This is a genomic window from Gloeocapsopsis sp. IPPAS B-1203, from assembly GCF_002749975.1.
GTDB lineage: Bacteria > Cyanobacteriota > Cyanobacteriia > Cyanobacteriales > Chroococcidiopsidaceae > Gloeocapsopsis.
In genome coordinates this window covers 288,495-311,895 of record NZ_PEIG01000002.1, presented here as the reverse complement: position 1 = coordinate 311,895, position 23,401 = coordinate 288,495, and the positions used below count along the sequence as shown (strand labels likewise).

The window sequence follows — 23,401 nt, the reverse complement described above, 5'->3', positions numbered from 1 at the left end:
TGGCAAAAGGTTAATATTATAGACTAACCGATTAACTATTCCACCTCCTTGCATTCATGGCAGAAACACTCTTTTTTAATGCGCTACGTGCCGCCATTGATGAAGAAATGGCACGCGATGCTACTGTATTTGTTCTTGGTGAAGACGTCGGACATTATGGCGGTTCGTATAAAGTGACGAAAGACCTTTACAAAAAGTATGGCGAACTGCGATTACTCGACACGCCCATTGCCGAAAATAGTTTTACTGGAATGGCTGTAGGAGCCGCAATGACCGGATTGCGACCGATTGTTGAAGGTATGAATATGGGGTTTCTACTCCTTGCTTTTAACCAAATTGCAAACAATGCCGGAATGCTGCGCTATACTTCTGGCGGTAACTTCAAAATTCCGATGGTAATTCGCGGTCCTGGCGGTGTGGGTAGACAACTCGGTGCAGAACACTCACAAAGGCTAGAGGCTTATTTTCAGGCAGTTCCAGGGCTAAAAATTGTTGCCTGCTCCACTCCTTATAACGCTAAGGGATTACTCAAATCAGCAATTCGCGATGAGAATCCAGTATTATTTTTTGAACACGTACTGCTGTACAACTTAAAAGAAGATTTACCAGAAACTGAATATTTGTTGCCTTTAGATAAAGCCGAAGTCGTTCGTCAAGGGAAAGATGTGACAATTTTGACGTACTCGCGGATGCGTCATCATGTGCTCCAAGCGGTAAAAACTTTAGAAAAGAATGGTTTTGACCCTGAAGTCATCGATTTAATTTCACTCAAACCTTTAGATTTTGATACGATTGGTGACTCGATTCGGAAAACACATCGTGTCATTATTGTGGAAGAGTGTATGCGCACAGGAGGTATTGGTGCTGAACTGGTTGCCTCAATTAACGATCGCCTCTTCGACGAACTCGATGCACCTGTATTGCGCTTGTCTTCCCAAGATATTCCCACACCATACAACGGGGCTTTAGAGCGATTGACAATTGTTCAACCAGAGCAAATTATTGAAGCAGTCGAGAAGATGGTGGCATTGCGGATTTAGCAATGCATTTTTAAAACGTTATCATAGCGTTTGTCGCAGACAAATTTAGAGTATGCAAAGACAGCGATCGCTATTGGCTTTGATCGTAGTATTGGTAATCGCTGCTATTGTGGCGATCGCCAGACTTCCGATTTCCTTGGGATTAGATCTTCAAGGTGGTTCGCAGCTAACAATTCAAGTGCAACCAACAGCAGAGATTCCCCAAATCACTGACCGCGAACTAGAAGCCGTTCAGAGTGTTATTGAAAATCGAATTAATGGTTTAGGTGTTTCGGAACCAGTCGTCCAAACTGTAGGGCAAGATCAAATACTTGTCCAACTCCCTGGTGTCAGCAATCCAGAACAAGCCGAACGAGTGCTTGGAGGAACTGCACAGTTAGAGTTTCGCACGCAACGACCAGGTACAGAAGCCCAGTTATTTGCCGAACAGCAAGTCAGATTAGGATTGCTAGCCAAACAGCAAGAATTAAGAGCAACAAACAATACTACAGAAATTCAGCAAAATCAAGAAGCGATTGAGCGCAGTAATGCAGCGATCGCTCAACTATTTGAAAGCACAAATCCTCCCCTAACAGGTAGAAACCTTGAAGATGCGTACGGACAACCGACACAAGCACCCAACAACTGGGAAGTAGGAATTCGTTTTGATTCACCTGGTGCTGAACTGTTTGCCCAACTCACCCGCGATCTTGCTGGAACTGGACGCAGTATTGGTATCTTTCTTGACAATGAATTAATTAGCGCACCTACCGTTGGTCCGCAATTTGCTCAAACTGGGATCACAGGAGGATCAGCAGTCATTACAGGTCGCTTTACTGCCCAAGAAGCGAACGATTTGGCAATTCAATTACGAGGTGGTGCATTACCTGTACCTGTAGAAATTGTTGAAAATCGCACTGTTGGTGCCACTTTAGGAAGAGACAGCATCCAACGCAGTATCTATGCTGGTATCGGTGGTTTGATCTTGGTGTTGATCTTCATGGTCGTTTACTATCGAGTTCCTGGCATCATTGCAGATTTATCTTTGTGTGTTTATGCTTTACTGACGTGGGCTAGTTTTGCTTTACTTGGTGTCACCTTGACACTTCCTGGCATTGCGGGTTTTATTCTCAGTATTGGCATGGCAGTTGACGCCAATGTACTCATTTTTGAGCGGACACGTGAGGAACTTCGTGCTGGTAAGTCGCTGTATCGTTCTGTGGAATCGGGATTTTACCGTGCTTTTTCCAGCATTTTAGATAGTAATGTCACAACTTGGATTGCTTGTGCAGCTTTGTTCTGGTTAGGAGCAGGTTTAGTTCGTGGTTTTGCCTTAACTTTGGCACTAGGAATTGCCGTGAGTATGTTTACAGCAATTACCTGTAGTCGTACCCTCATGTTTATCGCAATTAGCTTACCTTCATTGCGTAAGCCAGAATTGTATTGTCCAAACCTGCCAACAGTTCGGAGGGCAGAGGTAGCTCGATGAACTCGCGATCTTAGACTGGAGGGGCATAGATATCACAATGAAACTAAGTATTAATCAATCGCGAAAACTATGGTGGGCAATTTCTGCTGTAGCGATTATTACTGGAATAGCTGCAATGCTAATTTCTTGGCAGCAAATCGGCGCACCATTACGTCCTAGTTTGGATTTTGTCGGTGGTACGCGCTTACAACTCGAACGAGATTGCAGTCAACCAAATAATTGTGCTCAACCAATAGATATTACTGCGGTGCGCGAAGTTCTAGCAGCCCAAGGACTTGCTAATAGCAGCATTCAGATTTTGGGACAAGAACAACAAGGTATCTCAATTCGCACGAGTACCTTAGATGTAGAGCAACGTACCCAGTTGCAAGATGCACTTAGTCAAAGAATTGGTGCTTTCGATCCGCAATCGACTCAGATCGACACAGTAGGTCCAACAATTGGTCGCCAATTATTATCTTCTGGATTGCTGGCGTTGATTGTTTCTTTTGGTGGTATTATCGTTTACATTAGTTTACGGTTTCAGTTAGACTTTGCCGTATTTGCAATTACTGCCCTACTTCATGATGTGCTGTTCACAGCAGGGGTTTTTGCAATTTTAGGCTTAGTATGGGGTGTTGAGGTAGATAGTTTATTTATCGTTGCTTTACTCACAATCACGGGTTTTTCAGTCAACGATACTGTCGTCATCTATGACCGAATTCGGGAAATATTAAAAGTAAATCCCGATCGCTCGATTAGTGAAATTGTTGATGATGCTGTTAATCAGACTTTAGCCAGATCGATCAATACGACATTAACAACAATGCTCGCACTATTCGCAATTTTTCTATTTGGTGGAGAAACTTTAAAGAATTTTGCCTTAGCTTTGATTATCGGCTTTATTTGCGGTGCTTATTCTAGTATTTTTATCGCCAGTACTCTCCTTTCTTGGTGGCGCGAACGTCATGGTCAGCGTTTAGCAACACAAAGCACAGCAGTGATTGATTCACCACCAGAAGATACTTAACAATGCATTCTTTTTGTCAGCTTGCAGTAGTATCCTACCCTCACTATGGTTCAACCAGATCAGCCACACTATAACAATCTCAGTGAATACCGCGACAAAACTTTTAAACAGCAAGTACACAAGCTACATCAATTAACTGTGTACGGTAGATGGTTGTTTGTCGGAATATTGTGGTTAACAATTGGTTTATTGAGCTTGTGGGGGTTACGTGGGGAAATTGCTTTGTGGCAACAATATTTTACTTGGGTAGCAGTGCGCTATGGCTTGTATTATAACCCAATACCTACCCTGGGTTTAGCAATTTGTGTTGGCATGACTTTGGGTGTCTTGGTATGGCAAAGTCGTAATATCCTTTGGGGAATACCATCGCAAGAAAAGCGCCGTTTAGAACAACAAGTACAGCGCATTCGTCAACAGGGTCCGAGTCACCCATTATGGAAATGGGTTTGTCAATAAGCAAGTGAATACTCTCAAAGCAAATTATTCATCTGCGATCGCTTCTGGAAAGAAACTTGAATTCAGCACTTGATCTAATGAGTAAGAACACTCTAACGGGAAAGTTTTCTTAGGCAATCCTGTCTCATCTATTGCTGCTTCACGAGCATCCAAGTAACATTCATCAAAAACATCTTCTTTATGAATATGTTTTATAAGTACTGGATATTTTCTACACAGCTTTTTGATTTGTCTTCTCGCATCTTTGATAGATATTTCCCAACTACTGCTTTTTAATTTGGGTTGGTATTGCCACTTAAGTACGTGTAACAGTAATCGCTCTAGCTGACTTTCAATAGCATCTCGCTCTCTGCGCCCCAAATCACGCACCTCTTCAATTAAGTGAATCAAGTCTAGTTCGCTGAATCTTTCTTGTTCTAATAACAAGGCTTGCTCGTCAGACCATGCGACAAAATCGCGATAGTATAAGTCGCTATGCGAAGTTGAATGTATAGGTTTTGTTCGAGTCATTGGCTAATTCTCTTATGAGGTGCGCTTTTCAATGATCACTTGTTTCACTTGCCAAGCGATCGCTTTTATTATATTGATTTTAGTTTTTTATCAAAGCGGGCAGCGAGAATCGAACTCGCATCAATAGCTTGGAAGGCTTAAAACAAAATGTGAACAATTCAAGACCTGAGAACGTTACAGGCTTTGGTAGACTTTCCGCGTGCTGCAACTGGTAGACTTTTGGTAGACTCCCCTCTACATTCACTTCACTAAAACTCCCGCTTACAAGACTATGCTTGAGCAAGCTGCAACTAAACCCAAGCGCATTAAACCGATTAATCACAACGGCTCAATCTGCATTCAATTTCAACTCAATAATAAAACTTATAAATTCAATCCAATTAAAGGCGCTAAATATAGCGAACCAATAGCACTTGGTAAAGCGATCGCTATTGCGGATCAAATATCTTTAGATCTCTTAAATGATGTTTTTGACACTTCTTTAAGTAAGTACAAGCAAAAAAATCAGTTAGTCGCGATAACAACTGAGAAAGTCAACTTAACAACCACTCAACTTTTTAGTAAATATTTAGAATTCAAGCAAATCGGATTAAAAGAAAGCACAATTCATTATCTAAAAACTAGTGTATACAAATATCTAGAAAAATGCCCTTATCAAGCACTAGATGAAGCTCTAGAAGTTAGGCAGTGGCTTTTAGATAACACAACTAACAGTATGACTAAGCGCATACTAACACACTTAAATGCAGCAACTAAATGGGGAATAAAATACAACTTAATCAGCTTGCAATCATCTCTTTATGAAGGAATGGCACAAGAGTTACCCAAGCATAACTGGGAAAAAGAACCAAAACCTAATGCATTTAATCAAGAAGAGAAAGAAGCGATTATTAAATCTTTTGAACAACACAAAGGAAACTTTAATGGACGCGGTGTAACTGGTTTTGGATACTGCCACTACACTGCATTAGTTAAGTTTCTTTTTTTTACAGGTTGCCGACCTAGTGAAGCAATAGGGCTAACTTGGGGACAAATTAAGCATGATTGTTCACAAATAATTTTTTCTCAATCTGCCGTTCAATTAGGAAACGGAAAAATTATCAAATCAGAAGGCTCTAAAAATTCTCGATATCGCAATAATCGAAAATTCCCTTGTGGTTCAAATCTACAAAACTTATTGCAATCAATTCGTCCTGAAAGTTTTGAACCGTCTACATTGGTTTTTCCTAGTCCTAAAGGTAAAGTTATAAACTATGCCAATTTTTCTAAAACGGCTTGGAATAAAATAGTAGATTCAATTGTTGAACGAGAAACAACTCCTTATTCATGCAGAGATACTTTCATGAGTGAGCAAGTGGCTAAAGGTGTAGCACCTGAAATTGTCGCGCGGTGGACAGATTCTAGTGCAGATGTCATTAGAAAACATTACTTAGATGACAAAATATTGGAATATCTAAAACCAATTGATTAATTCTGCTAGTTGGAATATCGGACTAGGTCCAATTTAAATTAACGCCCGTAAATCCAACGCGCTGCATAGCCTCTTAAGTCAAGGTGAGTAAATAAAACACTCTTACCTAAACCCCCAGCCTTGCCGTGCCACGCATCCAATTTCTGATAAACCTCCACTGGTGTAATTCCCTCAATCGTAAAATCCACTGCATAGCCTTGAATGTGCGTAGAGTTTGATACGCCACCAACAGCACGGTTAATACTTGGCGGTCGATACCAACTATTAATCTTGATTGCACGATTACCAAAATGCGATCGCACTCGCTCTAAACACTGTGCAGTTCTCACAACATTAAACAAAATAGTCTTATCTGCAAGCTTGCGAGATCCATTACCAGTAGCTTCACCCCACGTAAAATGCTTGCACTCAAAAATCGGCTCATTCGTTGCCACCATCTCGCCAGTAGGCAACCGAAACTGCACAGTTGAAATTCTATTAGGACTTGTCTCAGTTGGATTAGGGTGCCAAGCTTTGCCCTGTAATTCAAGTAAAGCACGTGCTGTAGATTGCCCTAGTCGATCGGGATGTTGCAAATAAGCCTGTTTTTTAAATTCAACAAAAGCAGCAATTGTTTGCTTCCCTAATATGCCGTCAACTTTACCTTTATAAAAACCACCAACACTTAATAAATACTGAATTTCAGTAACTAACACTCGATTCTGTACTAAAGAATCAAGCGTTAGAGTTGTATTCAATTGAGACAAATTTGGATAGCTCAATTCTTCAATCCTTAGTTAAGATATTTCCTAATTTTTGGGCAATCGGATCTGTATTGATTCCCAAAGCACCAGCAATCAATAAAAAACTTGGGACTAAAATTGCCAGTGGTACATCCCGCGTTTTAATCTCCAAACCTGTCTGATCGGAATATTTCACATCGCATGATTGCCACACTAATAACACTGTTAAAGCAATCGAAAACAAAAAACTATAACCTTTCCCTAATCTCGACATTCGATTAGGGCAGTCAACTGGGCAATGCAAATCTTTGTTGCTGTTCATAGTTCATATAAGTAGATTTTTTAAATCTGGAAATTAAAGTTATTAGTCAAAAGCGATTGATTGATATAGTTAATGTCTTCCTGGCTCCAAACATCTTCTAATGCTCGACGCAAATCCTTTAAAGCAAATTCCAAATCCTGAACTAAGAAAACATTTGTATTAAGTGCTGCCATGAAGAAACTTAAAGCACTAAGAACATCTGAATTAGATTTAGCAATTGTATAGGCTTTCCCAAATATTGGTGTATCTCTTACTGCTGCTGTCAGTCCTGGGTAGTCAGGCTCAAGAGGAGTATTCGTATCTGTTGCAGCAGGGCGATCGCTTAAATCAAGAGCTTTCCATTCCGCTAAATCTTCAACTTCATTCATCAAAGTAAAGTCCATAGGAGATCGCGGATTGAATTCTTTTATATCAGAATTAAAGGGTAAAGAAGCCCACATGGGAGACTCTTGAGTACCGCGATTGAAATGGACAAATTGGGGTTGTCCTTGCTGGTTATATGATATGTTTATTTTCATTTTATTTTCTTGCTAAACGACAGTAGATACCAATCATAAGTTGCCTTAATCCTTGTGTCGTGTTACTTGAACTCAGCCTACAAACAAAATTAAAAGGAGAGATGGTAGCAGTATTATGCAGCTCTTCTACAGATCTAGTATTAAGGTGAAAATTAAGATTTTCTACAGCACTTACAATAGAGGAGTTTCCACTTACTATCGTCGTTGTAAAAGCTGAATTTGGGATTTCTGTGTAAGCACTAGAACCTAGATCAAATCTCGGTCTACTAACACCAATCCTTGTTGTGTAATTTGCGCTTGATGAACTACCCATTAAAGCCGAGAATATATATCGTGTGATAAACAAGTTATTTTGCCTGTCAATTGCCTGTCCTAATGTAAAATCAATCACTGGACTAACTGTGTTTCCAAGACTTCCCAGATTAAGATTTTGCGTGAAAACAACCTCTGCTGAACTTAGCCAATAAGTACCATTCCAAAACCACTCTTGAATCGGTAAGTTATTACTATCTCTTTCTTTCCAAATCTCCCCAACTGATGGATTTTCTGGAACTAATTGCTGATCGTAACTGCGCTTGATTTCATCTAACTTCCGTTTATCAATTGCAGACATCATGCCATTGCTACTAGCAGTGGCTTCAGGATGATCAGCGCTTGAAATATGAGTACTCAAGCTTTCCACATTAACTTTTGAGGTAAGTGCTGCCTCAAGCCCTAATACTTCAGATTGCTCGATTGGCAAACTAATCGATGAACTCATACCACCTAAAACCTCAATTTCAATTTGCCAGTCATCGGGTAAATAATCCAGTCGTTTAATTGCTAATTTGCGATTAAGTAACCCCCCAGGTTGTACAAATAAAAATGCTTCTGACTCTGGTTTAAAAGCTAATCTTTTGATATCAAAGAAAGTTATTTTATCCGGTTCTTCAAAAGCTTGAGCAATAATAGCCCGAAAGTTGTTAGCAAATTCAGAATTAGATAAATGCTTGATTCTAAAGAAGTTGCCAAGTATCGCTGGTGTATACTGCCAATCTTTACTTGGAGTAATGATTGCTACTGATTGCCAAGACATTAGTTACCCCAAGTGTCAAGAACTTCTAACTTATTTTCAATCCTGATAATTCGCGATCTAACATCTTGAAGCTGAGAAGCTAAATCAGTATTTGAAACATCAGTACCTGAATACTTCCATACCTCGATATACATTTGAGTGAACCATTTAGGGATTCTAATTTCAACTACATAAGGCTTGATACCAAAGTCAGTAAAGCGAATTAAATTAAGTCGATTAAGTGCAATTCGTTTAGGATCTTCTGACTGTACCAAAGCAACAAAATTACTGGTAGTTGAAGGCGTAAGAAGTAATTGGGGAGCAACCCTAGCTGCTAAATACCAAGTTTGCTTGGCAGTACTAGAACTAGCACCAATAGCCAGCGTGTAGCTGTCAACAGTTGTTGTAATTGGTGGAATTGGATCATATGTTCTTGGGGCTTCGGCGCGGTCTGATTTGGCTTCGTAAGTTTTGCGAAGGACGATGTCCCAATTTAAGCGATCTTGTAAATCAGAACTAAACATCTAAAAAACATAGGAAATAATCATTGCACTTTCGGTACACGAATCAGTGAAACCTTCATAGAATTCTTCAGTAAAGATCCGCAGCCGATCGTCAGGAATACTTTCAATTCGTTCTTCAATTGCACTAGCAAATGACCATGCTTGAGAGCCTTCTTCTCCCCACTGTTCAATCAATTGTGCTAGCCCTGGGAACAGCAGCCCTAACTTAGTGTCTTTTGAATAATTCTTAATCCATTTACGGATGTTCTTATAAGCCTCCATAAACATGATTTGTGCAAATACTCTGTTACCGACACTAACTAACGCTTTAACACTCTCCATCGTCTCTTCATACAGTTCACCGTAGTTATCGCTTTGCGGGTCAAACTCAGTAAGCTCTCTAATTCGAGCTAACATCATCGGATTGACGCGGACCAGGTTAGTGCGTTTAGCAATTTCAATTGGTGCAGAACCACAAAGCAACGCCCCTACTCCTGTACCCGCAGCTTCCCCCATTTGCCCAATTAGCGACAACATCAAGCTGTTCTGCTGTTCTCGAAGTTGCTTATCAGTGACATTCCAATTAAAAGTCCACAAGCGTTGCACACCACGAACAGCAAAGCGAATCAAAGAACCAACAATTCCTGCTGCTGTAGCTGCATACAAAGCATTTTTAGCCAGTGTCAGCAATTTGATTGTTCTCAATGCTGAAATTCCGCCAGCAACAGTTCCTAGAACCTTGCCACCGACTACCACCACTACACCTACGGTCAACACCGCAGCAATACCACCAGCCGTAGCGCCAACAGGGTCATCTTGCCACCAGCGTTTAAAAAACTGCCAACCCTGATTGATCTTATTCACCAGCGGTTTGAGGTCTGCAACGATGCGATTCGCCAAACGTGGCAGTGCAATGTCTAATTCATTCATTGCACCAACGAAATCTAGTGCATAAGCGCGATCTGCAAATTTGGCAAATATTGCGCTTGATGTTTTGTTGTCATCAATCTTGTAACCACTCATGGCAGAATTAGCAACGTTTCCTCTAAATTGGCTTCGACTTCCTCGACATAAGTATCCATGTCTGCAATCAAATCTTCGGCTGACTCTAATAAGTCTTCAATTGACATCGATCCATCAAGCATTGCTGTCGCGACTTGCTCTATAGCAATTGCATTTGCAATGTTGTGAGTAATCTCGTCATCACTTGCGTTGATTAGAGGAACCTCTAAATAAAAGCAATCAGCTAAAGCTTTACGCTTAAGTGGATCGATAACTTGTTGCATAGTAGGAATTTATAGATTATGGATTTTGTTGAGCAGCAGGTGAAGCAAGATCGGGCTTGCCAACTTTAAAGGCTTCCGGCTCAAAACTGACTGATAAAGCTTTATTTGTACCGTTGCCATTCTTAGCTTTTTGGGCTAAACCTTTGCGAACATCCAACTGATCGACGTTATTTAAAGTTGATTCAGCTTCACCTGTTTTAGCATCAACTACGCTGGTAACAGTCCGCCCAAAGGGAAAACTAATACTTCTACCTGGACGACGTCGGTATTCTTTACGAGTAATCGCTGAAGTTGGTGTTTCTACTGTAGTTCCACTAGGTATGAAACAGCGGATTAATGCCGGATAAAAATTATCGTCTTGGGTCGTTTCTTCACCGATATTGTCATATCCGCATTCGTTATCACTCAACCCTAAATCGCGTCTACCTGAATTGGAATAAGCAGTAATTGCAGCCGCATAACGTTCAGATGGACTTGGAGTTGCAGACACCGATAAACCGAACGGTAAAATTGCATATCCAAAGCGCTTGCGTTGCTCAGCAGTTAATACTCTAGAAACTTTGATACTAGTTTTACCTGTTTTGAAATCAATGTAGCCAGCTAAGCGACTACCAGCAGCAGCTTGACCACCAGATTCTCTAAATTGACGTTCTAAAGCAGCAAATCGTTGTCTACGACGTGGCATATTTATTACCTTGATATTGACAAATCAAAACTAGCCATAGACAACATCAATTGGCAAGAGCTTCAGTAAATTTTGCTGTATTTTTACAACCCCTTAAAGAGTCCCAGAAAAATTATTTAACTCTATTCAAGATAATGATCCTAGTTCTAACGATACTCAGTAGAAACTATGAGATAAATAGTAGAATCACTGATGTACAAATTAGAGAATATACTGATACTACTTAATAGCAAATTAAGTTAGAAATAGCTTGGATGCAACTAACTATTTATGCCAATTAGTTCTGTTAACCGCGCTCGTTCAATAATCGTTCCGCTTAACTCAGCAAGTACTAGCAACATAATTACTGTTTATACAAGCAGTAACTTAACACTAGGTAGTGAGTTTATTGAAGGATACACAATCGTTAGCTACAACTGTTTTATCAAAAACCTCAAAGCTTTTGTTCAAATCAATAGCTTAGATGAAGTTGCGCTACCGCTTTTCTCACCGAGAGATACGGAAACTGATAGGTTAATGAAAGTTATTGACTTGGAATGGAATAATTCAAGAAAACAACTTAATGTTTTTGCCGGAATCAAGACAAATGAAAACTGGCAACAAATAGGTAGCATTAGTTTAATTAACAACTATGGCTATCCGTTCAAGATTTATAACCTGATGGATCTATTCACCGACACACTGGCATTAGAAATAGGAGACAATGGGAAAATCGGTGTGCAGATAGAAAACGTAGGTTATGGCTTACTAGAAGCTTCAGATTCAGTGACTATTCATGGATCATATGTAGAAGAAATATTCCTTAAGTCAACAGAAGTCACTAATTACTACATATACGGCTCTAATCAAAACAATACAACTCCACCAGACAATACAACTCCACCAAACAATCAAGAGGAAGATTCAGAAATGGCAAACTGGGCAATTAAAAGTAATTCTTACCGGGCAAATATTGGAGAGAAATTAGCATTTATTCTTACTGACATAGCAACTTTGACTTTACCAAATAGTAACTTGACACCTGGAGGAGAGATTAAAGTTATTAAGCATTCTAATGATGAATACAATAGTTATCAGCTAGACATTTACGTAAATGGTGCTTTCTTTCAAGGTAAGTCAGTAGAATCAGTAACTTTAGAAATAGACAATGAAGAAATAAGTTTTGTTTTTGTTAATGATGATATTGGTTGGATACCTACAAAGCCTAATGCATTAATAGTTGTAGAAACTTCATCATATGGAACTACTTGACATAATAGTGTCTACACATAACGGTGAAAAATATCTACCTTTATGTATTGAAAGTATACTTTCACAAACATATCCTGACTTTAATTTAGTTGTTTGGAATGATGGTTCTTCCGATAACTCACTCTATATTGCTAAAAAGTATGCAAGCTTTGACTCTAGAGTGAAAGTTGTTAATCAAAAACAACAAGGCTTTACTCAATCGCTGAGTCAAGCGCTGAAAATGACAAGTAATAAATATTTAGCTTGGGTAGATAGTGATGACTTGATTCTGCCGACCTGTTTAGAAGAAACAGTTAGCTTTCTAGAAAGCAACCCCAAATATGGAATGGTTTATACACAATATTTTGATATTGATGAACAAGGAGACAAGCTAGGGCTAGGACACCGATGTAAATATCAATACAGTCAAGATGAATTATTGAAGCTTTTTATTACTTTCCACTTCCGGTTAATTAAAAGAATTGCTTTTGAAGCTATTGGAGGGATTAACGAAACGTACAAGTTTGCAGCAGATTACGATTTGTGTTTAAGGTTATCAGAAACTTGCGATATCTATAATTTACAAAAGCCTTTGTGTTGTTACAGGAGACATCAAGACCAAATTTCAAATACATTTCGTAGGCAACAAAGTTACTTTGCTCAAAAAGCAATTAATTCAGCAACTGTGAGGAGAAATGCTAGTCAATCCTTATAAAGGTGAACAGGTTTACACTAATCATTTAGATGATTTTAAGATGCCTTATCGTTATTACGGCAAAACTGATTATGAAGTCATGAAGCACAAGTACTTGAAATTAAATAATAACTCTTATGGCTATATCAGAAGATTTACAACGCAACCTCGTTGAATTACCTATTAAATCATGGTAGTCAAAACTCTTGTTAAGAAAATCCTTAGTCCTAGTATTGGTTTTCTCAAGTTTCCTTCACTGAATGAAGATATTCCTTCAGATTTAGTACCGATAGGGGATACAGGTTTATACACAGATATAGGTCAGCCTGTAGATCCACTTGATTGTAGGAGATATCCTGGCAGTATTTTTTGTAGTAATCCTTTATCACCTAATGCTCTTAGTCTGTCTATTCAGATAGTTAGAAATCCTTGCAACTTAGGAATCAAGCTTACTGGTTCTTTAGCATTTATCAAAATGCCTCCTAAGTTTTTAGTTTATCGAGATCCAGAATGTAGGTTTGATGATGAACCTGACAAGATATCACCTGATGACTTACCTTTAGAATTTTCTTCTGATTGCAGTCATTATTTAGTTCAAACTTTTCTTGCTGACGGCTTTGCATCAGCAGGATATGTTTCTCCCTTTTTCTTTGATCCGTCGGCTAATGGCGCTTATGCCTATGGAGTAAATCTAATTGATGAAGAATCTTTTCACACTGGCATAATTGACTTTGGTTCGTTCAACACAGGAAGTTTTTCAGCTAGATTGAGATTCGCCACTTTTTTTCAAGGTCCTGAAGCCGAACACGACTACTTTGTTGCATCGTTATTAATTTATGAATTTGTACCTCCAAGATTAACGGATAGCAATGAATACATAAGTTGGCGTCAATCTCTTAGCGACTTTATTAGTAGCAATAGACCTTTAAAGTATTATCGATTTTGCAACGGAGTTTATCGTCCTACTAATCAGCAAAAAAAACCACCACCACCACCCCTCGATCAGAAAGAACAGGAAGATGATATGGGATGTTGTCCACAAACTAACGCTTTACTTGATGAATTAATTGAAAAAGTCGACAAGTTATCTGAAATAGTTGGTGTTGATGAATTTCCGGCAGAGTTACCTAAGCGGTTAATTTATCCAAATGGTAAAGGTAATGAAAAGATTGATAGCTTGGTTGAATTATTAGGTTATCAAGTTAAACAGATAGATAGAGCAGTTGGCTATCTACCACAAAAGATAAAGATTACAGATACAAATCCAGGTAAGCCAGGTAATCAATCAGTTGAAGTTGAAATTCATTCTTTTGCTGATTTTGCTAAAGAAGTCTTGCAATATTTAATTGATACTGAAGGGGATGGTGATATCACAAATAATATGCTGGTACGTGCTTTGTATGAACTTGGTTTTATTCATCAAGGTATGGTGCAAGCTGATGCAATGTTAGATGCAGTTTGTGAACATTTAGACTTTAAGCAGCGGTGGAAGAAAGTTAAAGTGCCGTTTGCATTTGACCCGTACGCCGGAACAAAAGGGAAATCAGGTCAAGGCTTTGGACAATCAGCTAACGACAATACCAAAGAAAACGTAGAAGAATTATTGCCAAAGCTTTTACAAAACACTGAAGTTGAGATTCGCGTGCTTGTTAATGACGAGAAGAAGTCGCTTAATGACTTGTTACAGGACATTAAACGTGATACAGCGATCGCAGCAGCGGCGGTGAGTGATAAATCAACGCCTGAACGATTAGACCAACTTGTTGCAGCGGCGCAGTTAATTCTGCAACTACAAAGCGCGATTGACCGTAAGAATGCGCGTCAGGCACTCACTGCTGGTGACTTGAGAACACAGAAGAAAAAATAAACGTTGGTAAGCACAATGTCTAATCTAGTTCCTGGTGAAAAGTTAATTCAGCGGATCATTACGAATGATGTGCGGCGTGTTGATTTTGATTTGGATAACTGGATTAAAGACTTTGAGGATGGATTTCCGCGTTTTGTCAAAATTAACCCGAAGTTTAGAGATCATTATTGGGGTCAAGGTTTCTCAAATCGTCCCCGCATCAAAGAGTTGAATGAGCAAGCGGATGCACAACAAATTGAAGGCTACCGCGTTATTGAATTCTTTCCAGATCGTGAGAACAAAGATGAATCGTACTTGTTGATGGGTTCGCCATTAGCGTTGATGAGTCAGGTGAGCTTGATTATGAATTTGCACCTGATGAATAAAACGATGAATGGTGGTGATGTGGCGTGGTTAGGTTATCCACTCGATGAGTACTTAAGGGCAAAACCACGCACGGGAATTACGATGCAGATTATTTTGACAACGTACAAGCGCCCTCCTTACTACCAAGTAGGCACTAAATGGTTCTCTAGGCGTCATGTCACGATTCCACTAGTAGATCGCTCTAAGATTACCTATCAAGCGGTTAGAAACGCTTGTGGCGGCTCTCAAGGGCAGAATTGGGGTGAATGGTCTGCAAGAGCATATGTGAGTTTAGATGAGGAATCTAAGGGCATTCATCAAATGGTGTCTGGTGGCTCAACTGAAGCAACGGCAATTCGCAATTTAGAGAAGTTTTTAGAATTCACTCAGTGCAAGATTCGCAAGATTACTGCCAATAAGATCGACTACACCAAAGGTGATGTAGCAAGAGATCCAGATCGCGCCCGTTACAGTAGCTTTGATGTTTATCCCGCGTGGCTAAGCATCTGGAACACTAAACTTGTGCAACTTGACGACAAGCGACGTGATGGCAAAAAGACACTTTCAGGACGGATGCTATCAAAGCACAATAAATTGTTTCTTTACCCTGAACGCGAACCTGATAACTGGTCTAGTACGGTGCGCGAGTTACTTAAAAAAGGTGATGTTGATTAAGGGTTAACAAGATACTCTTGGGCTGCGTAGACAACGCGCCCGTTGTTATCGATGCTCAAAATCACAGGCAGATTAATTGCACCACTAAAAATTGTGCTGTCTGAATTGAATGTTCCAGAAATATAATTACGATTCTCTGGGTTTGTTGCTAGATTTCTTTCCAGGTTTTGCAGGTAAATGACAACTTCGATAAAGTAACCGGCACACGTTGAACTTTTAAAAGTACCACCGCTACCAGAGGTAAAAGAGATGTTGTTTAGGTAGTCTGTTGCTGAATAAACAATTTGTCCATCTGGATTGATTGTTTGTTGAACTGGAATACTAAAGCTTGCGCTGAATGTAGCTGAATTTTGAAAGTGATTGCTGCTGATGTTGTCGATGGTTGCAGTGGGATTATTGGCGCTGTAGATGGCTTCATTGATTTCTAAATACGTACATAATTCGTGCAGTTGTCCTTCGGCAGTGTTTGATTTAATGGTTGCATTCGCACCAGGAATAATCGTCGCCATATGTTTGAGAGATAGGTAAATTAAGCAAATAAAAACCTAGCACTCTTGATGCTAGGTGTGGTGTGATTTAAGGAGCGTGAAGAATTTAATTATTACATTTGCTCGGATAGTTTTCGCTTGATAATTTCGATGATCTTGGGATTGTCTTGATATTGACTCAAGAATTGATTGGCTATTGCTTCACTTTCTCTTAGTTCTGTTGACTCGTTCCAAGTCCACACTTGTTTGCAAAAAGCTAGCCATTCTTTCTCTGTTTTAAATTCAAGCGGTTGCAATAATGTCTTGTTTGCTTTCTCGTAGCAAAATTCATTGCTCATCATGCCGTCCATGAAATCTAATGGATAGGGGTTAGAGAGCATTTCAGGATTGACAACTTTCATTAGGGGATTCCCCCCAGATTTTTAGGCTTAACTTCAGCGGTTTCTTTTTCAAGTTCAATATCTTGTATATTCCCTTGTACTGCGTGGCTGCCGTTTGCAACTGCTGGCATAACATTTCCTCAAAAACACTTGCAATTTTAACTATAGAGTTGATTGATATTTTGTGTTAGCAGACTTTCGTTTTCATTGAATCAACCATGTTTTGCAAGTCATTATCGTTGCAATAAATATCGATTAAACCATCGAATAGCCTTTGTGATGTCGGCTTTTTACCGATAGGTAGAACCGAAATATGCGTGGGAAGTTCAAAGTAAAGTTCAGATGCTTTTTGCTTGATTGCATCAATCTCCCATGTATTGAATCCTTGATCGTTATTTACCAATTGGCAAATATAAGCTTCTTGCTTGTCTTGCTTAGCACGACTGTAACCGCGCTGAATTATTTCTAGAGCCTCTGTGACGTTCTTCATGTGCTAGACAATAATCGGTTCATTGAATACGATCGCACACTTGACATGAAATCAAAACTGATTGAACTGAGTTGGTCTGAAGAATTAAGCCTCGAACTTGATCGGCGGACTGTAGAATCTTTTGGCTTGAGAATGCCCAGTTTGACATCGAAGTATTTATTGGGTGTACGCAAGCTTTCAGAAGTTAATGCGGTATCACCGTATTTCTTTCACTTAGCAGCGGCTCGTCACGGACGTATGGTGTTGTTTCAACAGTTGGCAGAATTGGGCTACTCGTGGACTGGTTACGAGTGGCAGGAAAAATAATTGCGTTTACGATTGGTTTAGCTGAACAAGGTTACAAACAACAATGCGATCGCTCTTTTGGTTCATGAGGGCGATCGCTTCATAAATGCAACCAACTTATTCGGCTGTCGATTCGGGTAAGAAATCCGAATCGAGCGCTTGCTCTAACAAGTAGGGGGACTCTGGCGGGAAAGTATTCGCGCTGTATCCAGTTTCATCCGCCGCGTCTTCTAGTGCGTGTTTGTAGCACAAATAGATGGTGTTTTCGTTTTCTAGATGTTTGGCGAGAACAGGATATTTCTCGATCAGGCGTCGAATTTGTTTTCTTGCGTCTTTGATTGAGATTTCCCAGCTACTCGTCCTTTTAGACGGTTGATATTCCCATTTGAGTAGGTGCAGCAATAACCGCTCTAACTGACTTTCAATCGCGTCGCGTTCTCTTTTTCCCAAGTCGCGCACCTCTTCGATTAAGTGAATCAAGTCCAGTTCGCTGTATCGCTCTTGTTCTAATAGCAAAGCTTGCTCGTCTGACCACGCGACAAAATCGCGATCGTATAAGTCACGGGCTTTAGCGTAAGCCGTTTCAGGTTTCATAATCGGTTGCTCCCATTAAATCAGCCGTAGTTCGCTCAAAGAGTGTTTTAGCACCGCCCCGCCCCTGATTTTTCTTTGCGCTCGCTCCTCCCAGTGAACTTTTGCTTTATCGCCATCGATCGCGGTGATCGTGCCGTGCCAGTTGTAGGATTCGCTCTTCGGGTCAATATTTGCGACTTTCGAGCCTACTTTGAACTTGTGATTACTTGGATCAGCAAAAAAATTATTGTGGTTGTCGCCAGTTTTGATGTTTGTTTCACCGTTGATCGAGGCATTGAAGGCTGCAATCCCTGCATTAGGGGCATTTATTGGTGAATCAGTTGCAAATGTATTTTGCGAAGGATCTGTCACTTGAGCCTCCTTTGGTGAAGCAGTTGGTGAAGCAAAGTGAAGCAATGGTGAAGCAGTTGGTGAAGCTACAGCCCTTGCTGTGTCTGCCAGTGAAGCAAGTGAAGCAATTAAGGCTACATCACCTTCAGATGCAATTTTTTGTAGCACTTCACGTATTTCCAAGGGTTTCAGCCGAGCAGTGGTGATTTGCGTAAGTGAAATCAATATACCCTTAATTGCTTCACTTGCTTCACTTTGGCTCTGGGAGAGGGCTGTAGCTTCACCAATTGCTTCACCAATTGCTTCACTTGCTTCACCAACTGAAATAAACGAAACGCCATTGAGGTAAAACTGACCTTTTCTGTCGCTTGAGGAACTATCTCTTAGGCGCTTTGCTTTCGGGAATAGCTCAATAAAGCGTTGATACACCTGATTTGCTGCTTTGATATTGCGATCGCCGCGACGTGGTTGCTCATGCCATTCGTTCTTTTGTTTGCCCTTGTCGTCAGTGGTCACTACCAACGTGCCATTAGCGATATACCAATCTCTAAGGCGTTGCCATAGGTCGTTTATGTATACTTTGCCCCCAACTTGGTAATCAAGCCCTGTCTGTCGAGCGAACGCCCATAAGTGATTCGTTTCCTCTTGGATAACCTCTAACGCCGCTTCGGTGCAGATGTAGTCAATCGCTTTCGCCGCAACTTCCGGTAACACCGCTAGCATCTTGTTGAGCAGTGCTGGCACAACCTCGCGTTGTAAAAACTGCGGGTCATACCGGAAACGTGGATCTGCCTCGATTTCCCCTTTATTTGGGTCAGCATTAACCTTGAAAGTCTTGGTGAAGGATAAAACTGCCCAACGCGATTGAATCGCCTCTAACGACGCTTGCAAATTAGGCACGTTGTTGATGTTGAATAAAAACACTGCCGTCGGCAACATCACGCGCTCGTCAACACCTTTACGCTCTAAATCAAGTGGTTCACCAGTGATCGCCGCTTTGAGACTCTGCAAATTATCGAGTTGGTTAACACTTGAATTTTCACTACTCCAACTGATCCGCGCTCCCTCAAGCTTAGCTAGCGTAAATTTGCGTCCCTGATCGTATGACTGGAAATCACCCACCGTAGCACTAATCACCCCGACACCATAAAGAAGCTGCACGACTTCTCTGAGGCTGTCCTTACCGTTGTTACCGTCACCTTTGCACAAAAGTGCCTTGATACTTCGCCCTCGGTACGAACGCACGGTTTTGAGGTCAAGACTCGCTGCTAAGGTTTTGATGAATATTTCCTGTTGCGGTTGATCCAAGCAAGCAAGTAGGCGATCGCAATTAGTTGGGTCCGCATTCGGGTCAAACTCGAATTGCCCAACATAGGTGTACATCACCGCCGGATCGTGCGGTACGAGCGTCCAGGACGGCACATTCAAACGCCATTCGATTTTTAATACACCGTTGAGGCAGTTTAGCCCTGGAGGGTTAACCAACGCTGGATCAACCGCAAAACTGACGATTAGCCAATTCCAAATTGCCTCGACGTAACTTGATTTCGCATAACTGTATGACCAGTTGTCGCTATTCCTCTGTACTGGAGTCGAATTACACCACCGCGAGATCCGCGCCTTCTCCGCAGCTTCCGAGACTAATTCGTAATGCGTTCCCGTCCACCGATACAACTGCTTATCAACCGCGATCCAATTTGTATCGCTGTAAAGCGCATCGAGTGCTTTTTGTGTGTAAACTTCGTCAGCGCTTGGAACCGTTAATTGGTGGTTGTTTGAGTCAATATATTGACTTTTTTCTTCTTTTATTTTACGCGCGGACGCGTGTGAGAGTAAAGAAATTTTATTAGTATTAATAGCACTAACAATGTCTTCTTTAGTTGCGCCGTCAGAAATCCAATCTGAAACATCTAAACCGCTTGAAGGAACTAAATTCTGCCAATAGAACTCGCCTGGCGGCGCGTATAACCATCGTGCATCAGGAAATTCCTCAGCGACCATTTCCATGTGCTTTAAGCCTGGTTGATCGCGGTCAGGGCATAAAACTATATCTGCACCCTTTAAGTCGTCTAAATAGCCCCCGTAAGCGCGGTATTTACCTGAACCACCTAAAGTTGTCGTTGCAGCAAGTCCAAGTTTGTGTAGCGCGTCAGCAACGCCCTCTCCTTCAACAAAAAATATCGTCCGCCCCGCAGCGATCGCTTTTTTGATCTGCTGATATCGGTAAATCGGAATACGCGATCGGATTTCTTGGGGACATCCCTTTAACCAGCGCTTGCCATTCCAGTGATATTGAGCAAAAGATTTTTTACCGTTGCCGTCATCGATGCGAACCACCTTCAGCAGTTGATTGCCTTCGCGATCCGGATAGAAGAATTCTTGTTTACTCGCTGCTCTAATCGGTTTTAGCGGTATGTTTGGCGCGTAGAAGTAAGAACCATCACGGTCTGCCTTCTCAGTACGATGCCATCCGTCTGCTGGTTCAACATCGCGTTTGCAGACTGTCAATTCACCTAATCGATAGCACCAGTCCGGTTTACCGCAGTGAATGCATGGCTCAGATTTCGTAACTTCAGTTAATCGTGGTTGAGTAGTACGGTTGTATTCCTGCATTACAGCACCTCCACAAAACTGAAGGTGTGCAATGCAACAAGATTTAGCGAGGTTGTGTTGCTGACAACCGTTATGCCATTGAGAAATGTTGTATTATTCATGTGTACACTGTCCTAATAGCAGCAAGTACAACAGCAAAAAGCAGCCCCCCCTTGAACTCGGTCAAAAGTCTTAGAGGTGCTGCTTTTTTACTTTTTATACACTCCAAATTTAATCAGGAATAGAAAAATCAAAAATCAGGGTAAATACGCAAAACTGTAAGGTTTACGGATACATTACCCAATTACTGAATTTAGGATATCAGAGATTTTGTATTGCAGAGTTACAAAGCAGCACAGCCACTGTTAAAAGTCTACCATTTTGCTTTGGTAGACTTTTGGTAGAGCCTTGGTAGATTACTAAGCTTTAGCACAAAGCTTAAAAACAAAAAGAGAAGCGCTGAAACCAACTTTGTGTAAGTAGTTTCAGCGCTTCTCTCTTTAAGCGGGCAGCGAGAATCGAACTCGCATCAATAGCTTGGAAGGCTATGGTTTTACCACTAAACTATGCCCGCAATAGAATCAAGCTTAAATAAGATAACACATATTGCTCATTAAATACAAATTTATCTCGGTTTTGTTGTTAAATATTGTCAGATAAAGCAAAGATGTGATGGAAAGCATCAAACTTATGCACTTATCATTTGACCAAGGCACTTTAAGACGCTAAGTATCTGGTGTCGTTCGCGATCGCGTTCGATTGATAAAGCGTATGAGCGTGCATACATAAGGTGTTCTTGAATTACCAGCTTGATAAACATAAATTCCCTACCATTAACGAGTAAGCCAAATGTTGGGTTTACTGGGCTTGGGTTAGCTAGCATATAGGCGAGTGCTTGGGGTAAAGCTACTGTGACAGCAAATTTCGTGCTTTTAGATTCAATAACGAGTACCCAAAGCCGCTTTTGTATTACAAGAACATCAATTCCTTTAACAACAACACCATCATCTTCAGCAGAAATTTCAATAGAAGTTTCGGTTTCAATTTCAAAAGGTGATTGATAAAACCCAGCTAAATCGGGGAGAGGAGATAGCACTACCATTTTTACCGCCTCCTCTGACATAGGACGACGCTTAGACAAGTTCAAGTAGTTGCTACAAACTCTTGCTAAAGCCTGTTTTTCAGCTTCAGTCAGTGGAGGTAAGTCTTCTTGCCATTCTGTAAAAAAGCTAGCATCTTGAACGAGTTGCAAACCAATTTCTTCTAGTTCGTAGAGAGTAATATCTCTAGCTTTAATTGTTTGCACCATAATTACATAAATATTCTTGAGACTATATAGTTTAATATTAAGCTTGGTAACTAAAATCGCAGCTAATTATACTAAGATTACCTTCGTAATCTGAAATTCATTTTTCTCCTAAAAAGTACTTAAACAAATCGTCAACAACGAGATTTGCGGCAAGTGGACCGAAGCCAGCCCAGTAGGATGCAGGAACTTCGTATACTCGGTTTTGTTGCACAGCGTTTAATGATAACCAAAAAGGATCAGTTTTTATGCGTTTGAGTGCGGTTTGTGCTTCTTGGGCGATCGCACTAGTATGTCCATAAGTCCAGACAAACATGACATCAGCGTCCAAAATCGAAATGACTTCTTTATCAATCCGTTGCTGATTTGCGCCTTTGGGTTCGATATCTTGTGCTGGTGGACGTTTTAGCCCTGCATCTTCCAAAATTGAACCACCGAAGGAACTTTTTAAATAAAATGAGGGAACTCCATCCGAGTAAACACGAATGAATGAGACTGTGGTTTGATCGCCCATTTTTTCCTTGAACTCTGCAAGTCGGGCGTTGTAGTTTGCAAGTATTTTCTCTGCTTCTGCTGTTTTCCCTAAAGCCTCGGCGTACTTTTTTAATGGTTCTCTCCATTGTTTTTCTGCTTCAACCGCAACCACGACAGTAGGTGCAATTTGTGATATTAGCGGATAAGTTCCGATTTCAATTTCCCAAGATATTCCTAAAATTAAGTCAGGCTTAAGCTTTAAGATTGCTTCCAAATTGGGTTCAGTATCGTAAAGTCCAATATTCACAACTGATTGTGTAGCTTCGTTATTGAGGTAAGGTGTTAAGAATGGTTCGATTCTGTCGGTAGTACCAAGAGGTTTTACTCCTAAAGCGATCGCGCTATCGAGTCCCCCTAAAACAACGATGCGCTGCGGATTGAGTGGAACACAGGTTTCTCCCATCGAATGCTGAACCATACGACACTCTGTAGTCGGCGCATTAGATCCACCACGGGCGCTACAAGCTACAACTGACAAAAAGAACAATAGCACCAGCGTAAACGAGCGAAAATGACGAGTTTTTAAAATTTTCTTTTGTAAGTTCAT

The 23,401-nt window shown here is 40.6% G+C and carries 26 protein-coding genes and 1 tRNA gene; 10 read left to right on the top strand and 17 right to left on the bottom strand.

All coding sequences use genetic code 11. From position 1 onward, the window contains the following. The first annotated feature begins 56 nt into the window (after positions 1–56). Genes CSQ79_RS04815 through CSQ79_RS04800 form a run of 4 tightly spaced genes read left to right on the top strand, consistent with a single transcriptional unit; the run spans position 57 to position 3,973 of the window. A complete protein-coding gene (locus tag CSQ79_RS04815) occupies positions 57–1,040 on the top strand; it encodes an alpha-ketoacid dehydrogenase subunit beta (protein WP_099700051.1) in 984 nt (327 codons plus the stop codon). A gap of 52 nt (positions 1,041–1,092) precedes the next feature. Next, entirely contained in the window at positions 1,093–2,508 is a 1,416-nt protein-coding gene (gene secD / locus CSQ79_RS04810) for a protein translocase subunit SecD (RefSeq protein WP_099700050.1), read from the top strand. A gap of 37 nt (positions 2,509–2,545) precedes the next feature. Next, positions 2,546–3,517 (top strand): protein translocase subunit SecF, encoded by a 972-nt coding sequence (gene secF, locus CSQ79_RS04805; protein ID WP_099700049.1) that lies wholly within the window; start codon positions 2,546–2,548, stop codon positions 3,515–3,517. A 45-nt stretch (positions 3,518–3,562) separates the two neighbouring features. Then, positions 3,563–3,973: a hypothetical protein gene (locus tag CSQ79_RS04800; RefSeq protein ID WP_099700048.1), complete on the top strand. Its 411-nt coding sequence runs from the start codon at positions 3,563–3,565 to the stop codon at positions 3,971–3,973. Positions 3,974–3,997: 24 nt separating this feature from the next. Here the strand turns inward: CSQ79_RS04800 and CSQ79_RS04795 are convergent, their stop codons facing one another. Further along, the gene (locus tag CSQ79_RS04795; RefSeq protein ID WP_099700047.1) at positions 3,998–4,483 is read right to left on the bottom strand and encodes a DUF29 domain-containing protein; all 486 of its coding nucleotides are present in this window, start codon (positions 4,481–4,483) and stop codon (positions 3,998–4,000) included. A gap of 271 nt (positions 4,484–4,754) precedes the next feature. Between CSQ79_RS04795 and CSQ79_RS04790 the strand changes: the two genes are divergently transcribed. After that, positions 4,755–5,954: a tyrosine-type recombinase/integrase gene (locus CSQ79_RS04790; RefSeq protein WP_099700046.1), complete on the top strand. Its 1,200-nt coding sequence runs from the start codon at positions 4,755–4,757 to the stop codon at positions 5,952–5,954. A gap of 38 nt (positions 5,955–5,992) precedes the next feature. On the opposite strand, the gene CSQ79_RS04785 is transcribed toward CSQ79_RS04790, so the two are convergent. The 8 genes from CSQ79_RS04785 to CSQ79_RS04750 are packed head-to-tail and all read right to left on the bottom strand — an operon-like array spanning position 5,993 to position 11,044. After that, entirely contained in the window at positions 5,993–6,700 is a 708-nt protein-coding gene (locus CSQ79_RS04785; RefSeq protein ID WP_099700045.1) for a D-Ala-D-Ala carboxypeptidase family metallohydrolase, read from the bottom strand. 19 nt (positions 6,701–6,719) lie between these two features. Then, the gene (locus CSQ79_RS04780; protein WP_143755419.1) at positions 6,720–6,998 is read right to left on the bottom strand and encodes a hypothetical protein; all 279 of its coding nucleotides are present in this window, start codon (positions 6,996–6,998) and stop codon (positions 6,720–6,722) included. 20 nt (positions 6,999–7,018) lie between these two features. Continuing rightward, the gene (locus CSQ79_RS04775; RefSeq protein ID WP_099700043.1) at positions 7,019–7,516 is read right to left on the bottom strand and encodes a hypothetical protein; all 498 of its coding nucleotides are present in this window, start codon (positions 7,514–7,516) and stop codon (positions 7,019–7,021) included. Between the two features lies 1 nt (position 7,517). Beyond that, complete coding sequence (locus CSQ79_RS04770) at positions 7,518–8,591, bottom strand: hypothetical protein (protein WP_099700042.1); 1,074 nt, start codon at positions 8,589–8,591, stop codon at positions 7,518–7,520. After that, positions 8,591–9,094 carry a hypothetical protein gene (locus CSQ79_RS04765; protein ID WP_099700041.1) on the bottom strand — a complete coding sequence of 168 codons (504 nt, stop codon included), beginning with the start codon at positions 9,092–9,094 and terminating at the stop codon, positions 8,591–8,593. Before CSQ79_RS04765 ends, CSQ79_RS04770 begins: the two co-directional genes overlap by 1 nt. Further along, entirely contained in the window at positions 9,095–10,096 is a 1,002-nt protein-coding gene (locus CSQ79_RS04760; protein WP_099700040.1) for a hypothetical protein, read from the bottom strand. Beyond that, a complete protein-coding gene (locus tag CSQ79_RS04755) occupies positions 10,093–10,359 on the bottom strand; it encodes a hypothetical protein (RefSeq protein WP_099700039.1) in 267 nt (88 codons plus the stop codon). Before CSQ79_RS04755 ends, CSQ79_RS04760 begins: the two co-directional genes overlap by 4 nt. Positions 10,360–10,375: 16 nt before the next feature. Continuing rightward, a complete protein-coding gene (locus CSQ79_RS04750; RefSeq protein ID WP_099700038.1) occupies positions 10,376–11,044 on the bottom strand; it encodes a hypothetical protein in 669 nt (222 codons plus the stop codon). Positions 11,045–11,314: 270 nt separating this feature from the next. On the opposite strand from CSQ79_RS04750, the gene CSQ79_RS04745 reads away from it, so the two are divergent. The 4 genes from CSQ79_RS04745 to CSQ79_RS04730 all read left to right on the top strand — a co-directional run bounded on the left by CSQ79_RS04745 (position 11,315) and on the right by CSQ79_RS04730 (position 15,855). Then, positions 11,315–12,295 (top strand): hypothetical protein, encoded by a 981-nt coding sequence (locus tag CSQ79_RS04745; protein WP_099700037.1) that lies wholly within the window; start codon positions 11,315–11,317, stop codon positions 12,293–12,295. A 7-nt stretch (positions 12,296–12,302) separates the two neighbouring features. Beyond that, positions 12,303–12,989, top strand: a complete 687-nt coding sequence (locus CSQ79_RS04740) for a glycosyltransferase family 2 protein (RefSeq protein WP_289500553.1) — start codon at positions 12,303–12,305, stop codon at positions 12,987–12,989. Positions 12,990–13,158: 169 nt separating this feature from the next. Beyond that, positions 13,159–14,835, top strand: a complete 1,677-nt coding sequence (locus tag CSQ79_RS04735; RefSeq protein WP_099700035.1) for a hypothetical protein — start codon at positions 13,159–13,161, stop codon at positions 14,833–14,835. A gap of 15 nt (positions 14,836–14,850) precedes the next feature. Next, the gene (locus tag CSQ79_RS04730) at positions 14,851–15,855 is read left to right on the top strand and encodes a hypothetical protein (protein WP_099700034.1); all 1,005 of its coding nucleotides are present in this window, start codon (positions 14,851–14,853) and stop codon (positions 15,853–15,855) included. Here the strand turns inward: CSQ79_RS04730 and CSQ79_RS04725 are convergent. The 3 genes from CSQ79_RS04725 to CSQ79_RS04715 form a co-directional block, all read right to left on the bottom strand. Beyond that, positions 15,852–16,364, bottom strand: a complete 513-nt coding sequence (locus CSQ79_RS04725) for a hypothetical protein (RefSeq protein WP_099700033.1) — start codon at positions 16,362–16,364, stop codon at positions 15,852–15,854. The two genes, CSQ79_RS04730 and CSQ79_RS04725, sit on opposite strands and share 4 nt — an antisense overlap. Positions 16,365–16,456: 92 nt before the next feature. After that, the gene (locus tag CSQ79_RS04720) at positions 16,457–16,744 is read right to left on the bottom strand and encodes a hypothetical protein (protein ID WP_099700032.1); all 288 of its coding nucleotides are present in this window, start codon (positions 16,742–16,744) and stop codon (positions 16,457–16,459) included. A gap of 166 nt (positions 16,745–16,910) precedes the next feature. Next, positions 16,911–17,213 (bottom strand): hypothetical protein, encoded by a 303-nt coding sequence (locus CSQ79_RS04715; protein WP_099700031.1) that lies wholly within the window; start codon positions 17,211–17,213, stop codon positions 16,911–16,913. Between CSQ79_RS04715 and CSQ79_RS04710 the strand changes: the two genes are divergently transcribed. Beyond that, entirely contained in the window at positions 17,214–17,519 is a 306-nt protein-coding gene (locus tag CSQ79_RS04710) for a hypothetical protein (protein ID WP_099700030.1), read from the top strand. Between the two features lie 96 nt (positions 17,520–17,615). Here the strand turns inward: CSQ79_RS04710 and CSQ79_RS04705 are convergent, their stop codons facing one another. The 5 genes from CSQ79_RS04705 to CSQ79_RS04685 all read right to left on the bottom strand — a co-directional run bounded on the left by CSQ79_RS04705 (position 17,616) and on the right by CSQ79_RS04685 (position 23,401). After that, positions 17,616–18,092, bottom strand: coding sequence for a DUF29 domain-containing protein (locus CSQ79_RS04705; RefSeq protein WP_099700029.1), 477 nt, complete (start codon positions 18,090–18,092; stop codon positions 17,616–17,618). A 15-nt stretch (positions 18,093–18,107) separates the two neighbouring features. Then, positions 18,108–21,035, bottom strand: coding sequence for a DUF5906 domain-containing protein (locus CSQ79_RS04700; protein WP_099700028.1), 2,928 nt, complete (start codon positions 21,033–21,035; stop codon positions 18,108–18,110). Between the two features lie 482 nt (positions 21,036–21,517). Beyond that, positions 21,518–21,588: transfer RNA gene (locus tag CSQ79_RS04695), tRNA-Gly, on the bottom strand. A 114-nt stretch (positions 21,589–21,702) separates the two neighbouring features. Further along, positions 21,703–22,323, bottom strand: coding sequence for a type I restriction endonuclease subunit R (locus tag CSQ79_RS04690; protein ID WP_099700027.1), 621 nt, complete (start codon positions 22,321–22,323; stop codon positions 21,703–21,705). Positions 22,324–22,420: 97 nt separating this feature from the next. Next, positions 22,421–23,401, bottom strand: coding sequence for an ABC transporter substrate-binding protein (locus CSQ79_RS04685; protein ID WP_099700026.1), 981 nt, complete (start codon positions 23,399–23,401; stop codon positions 22,421–22,423).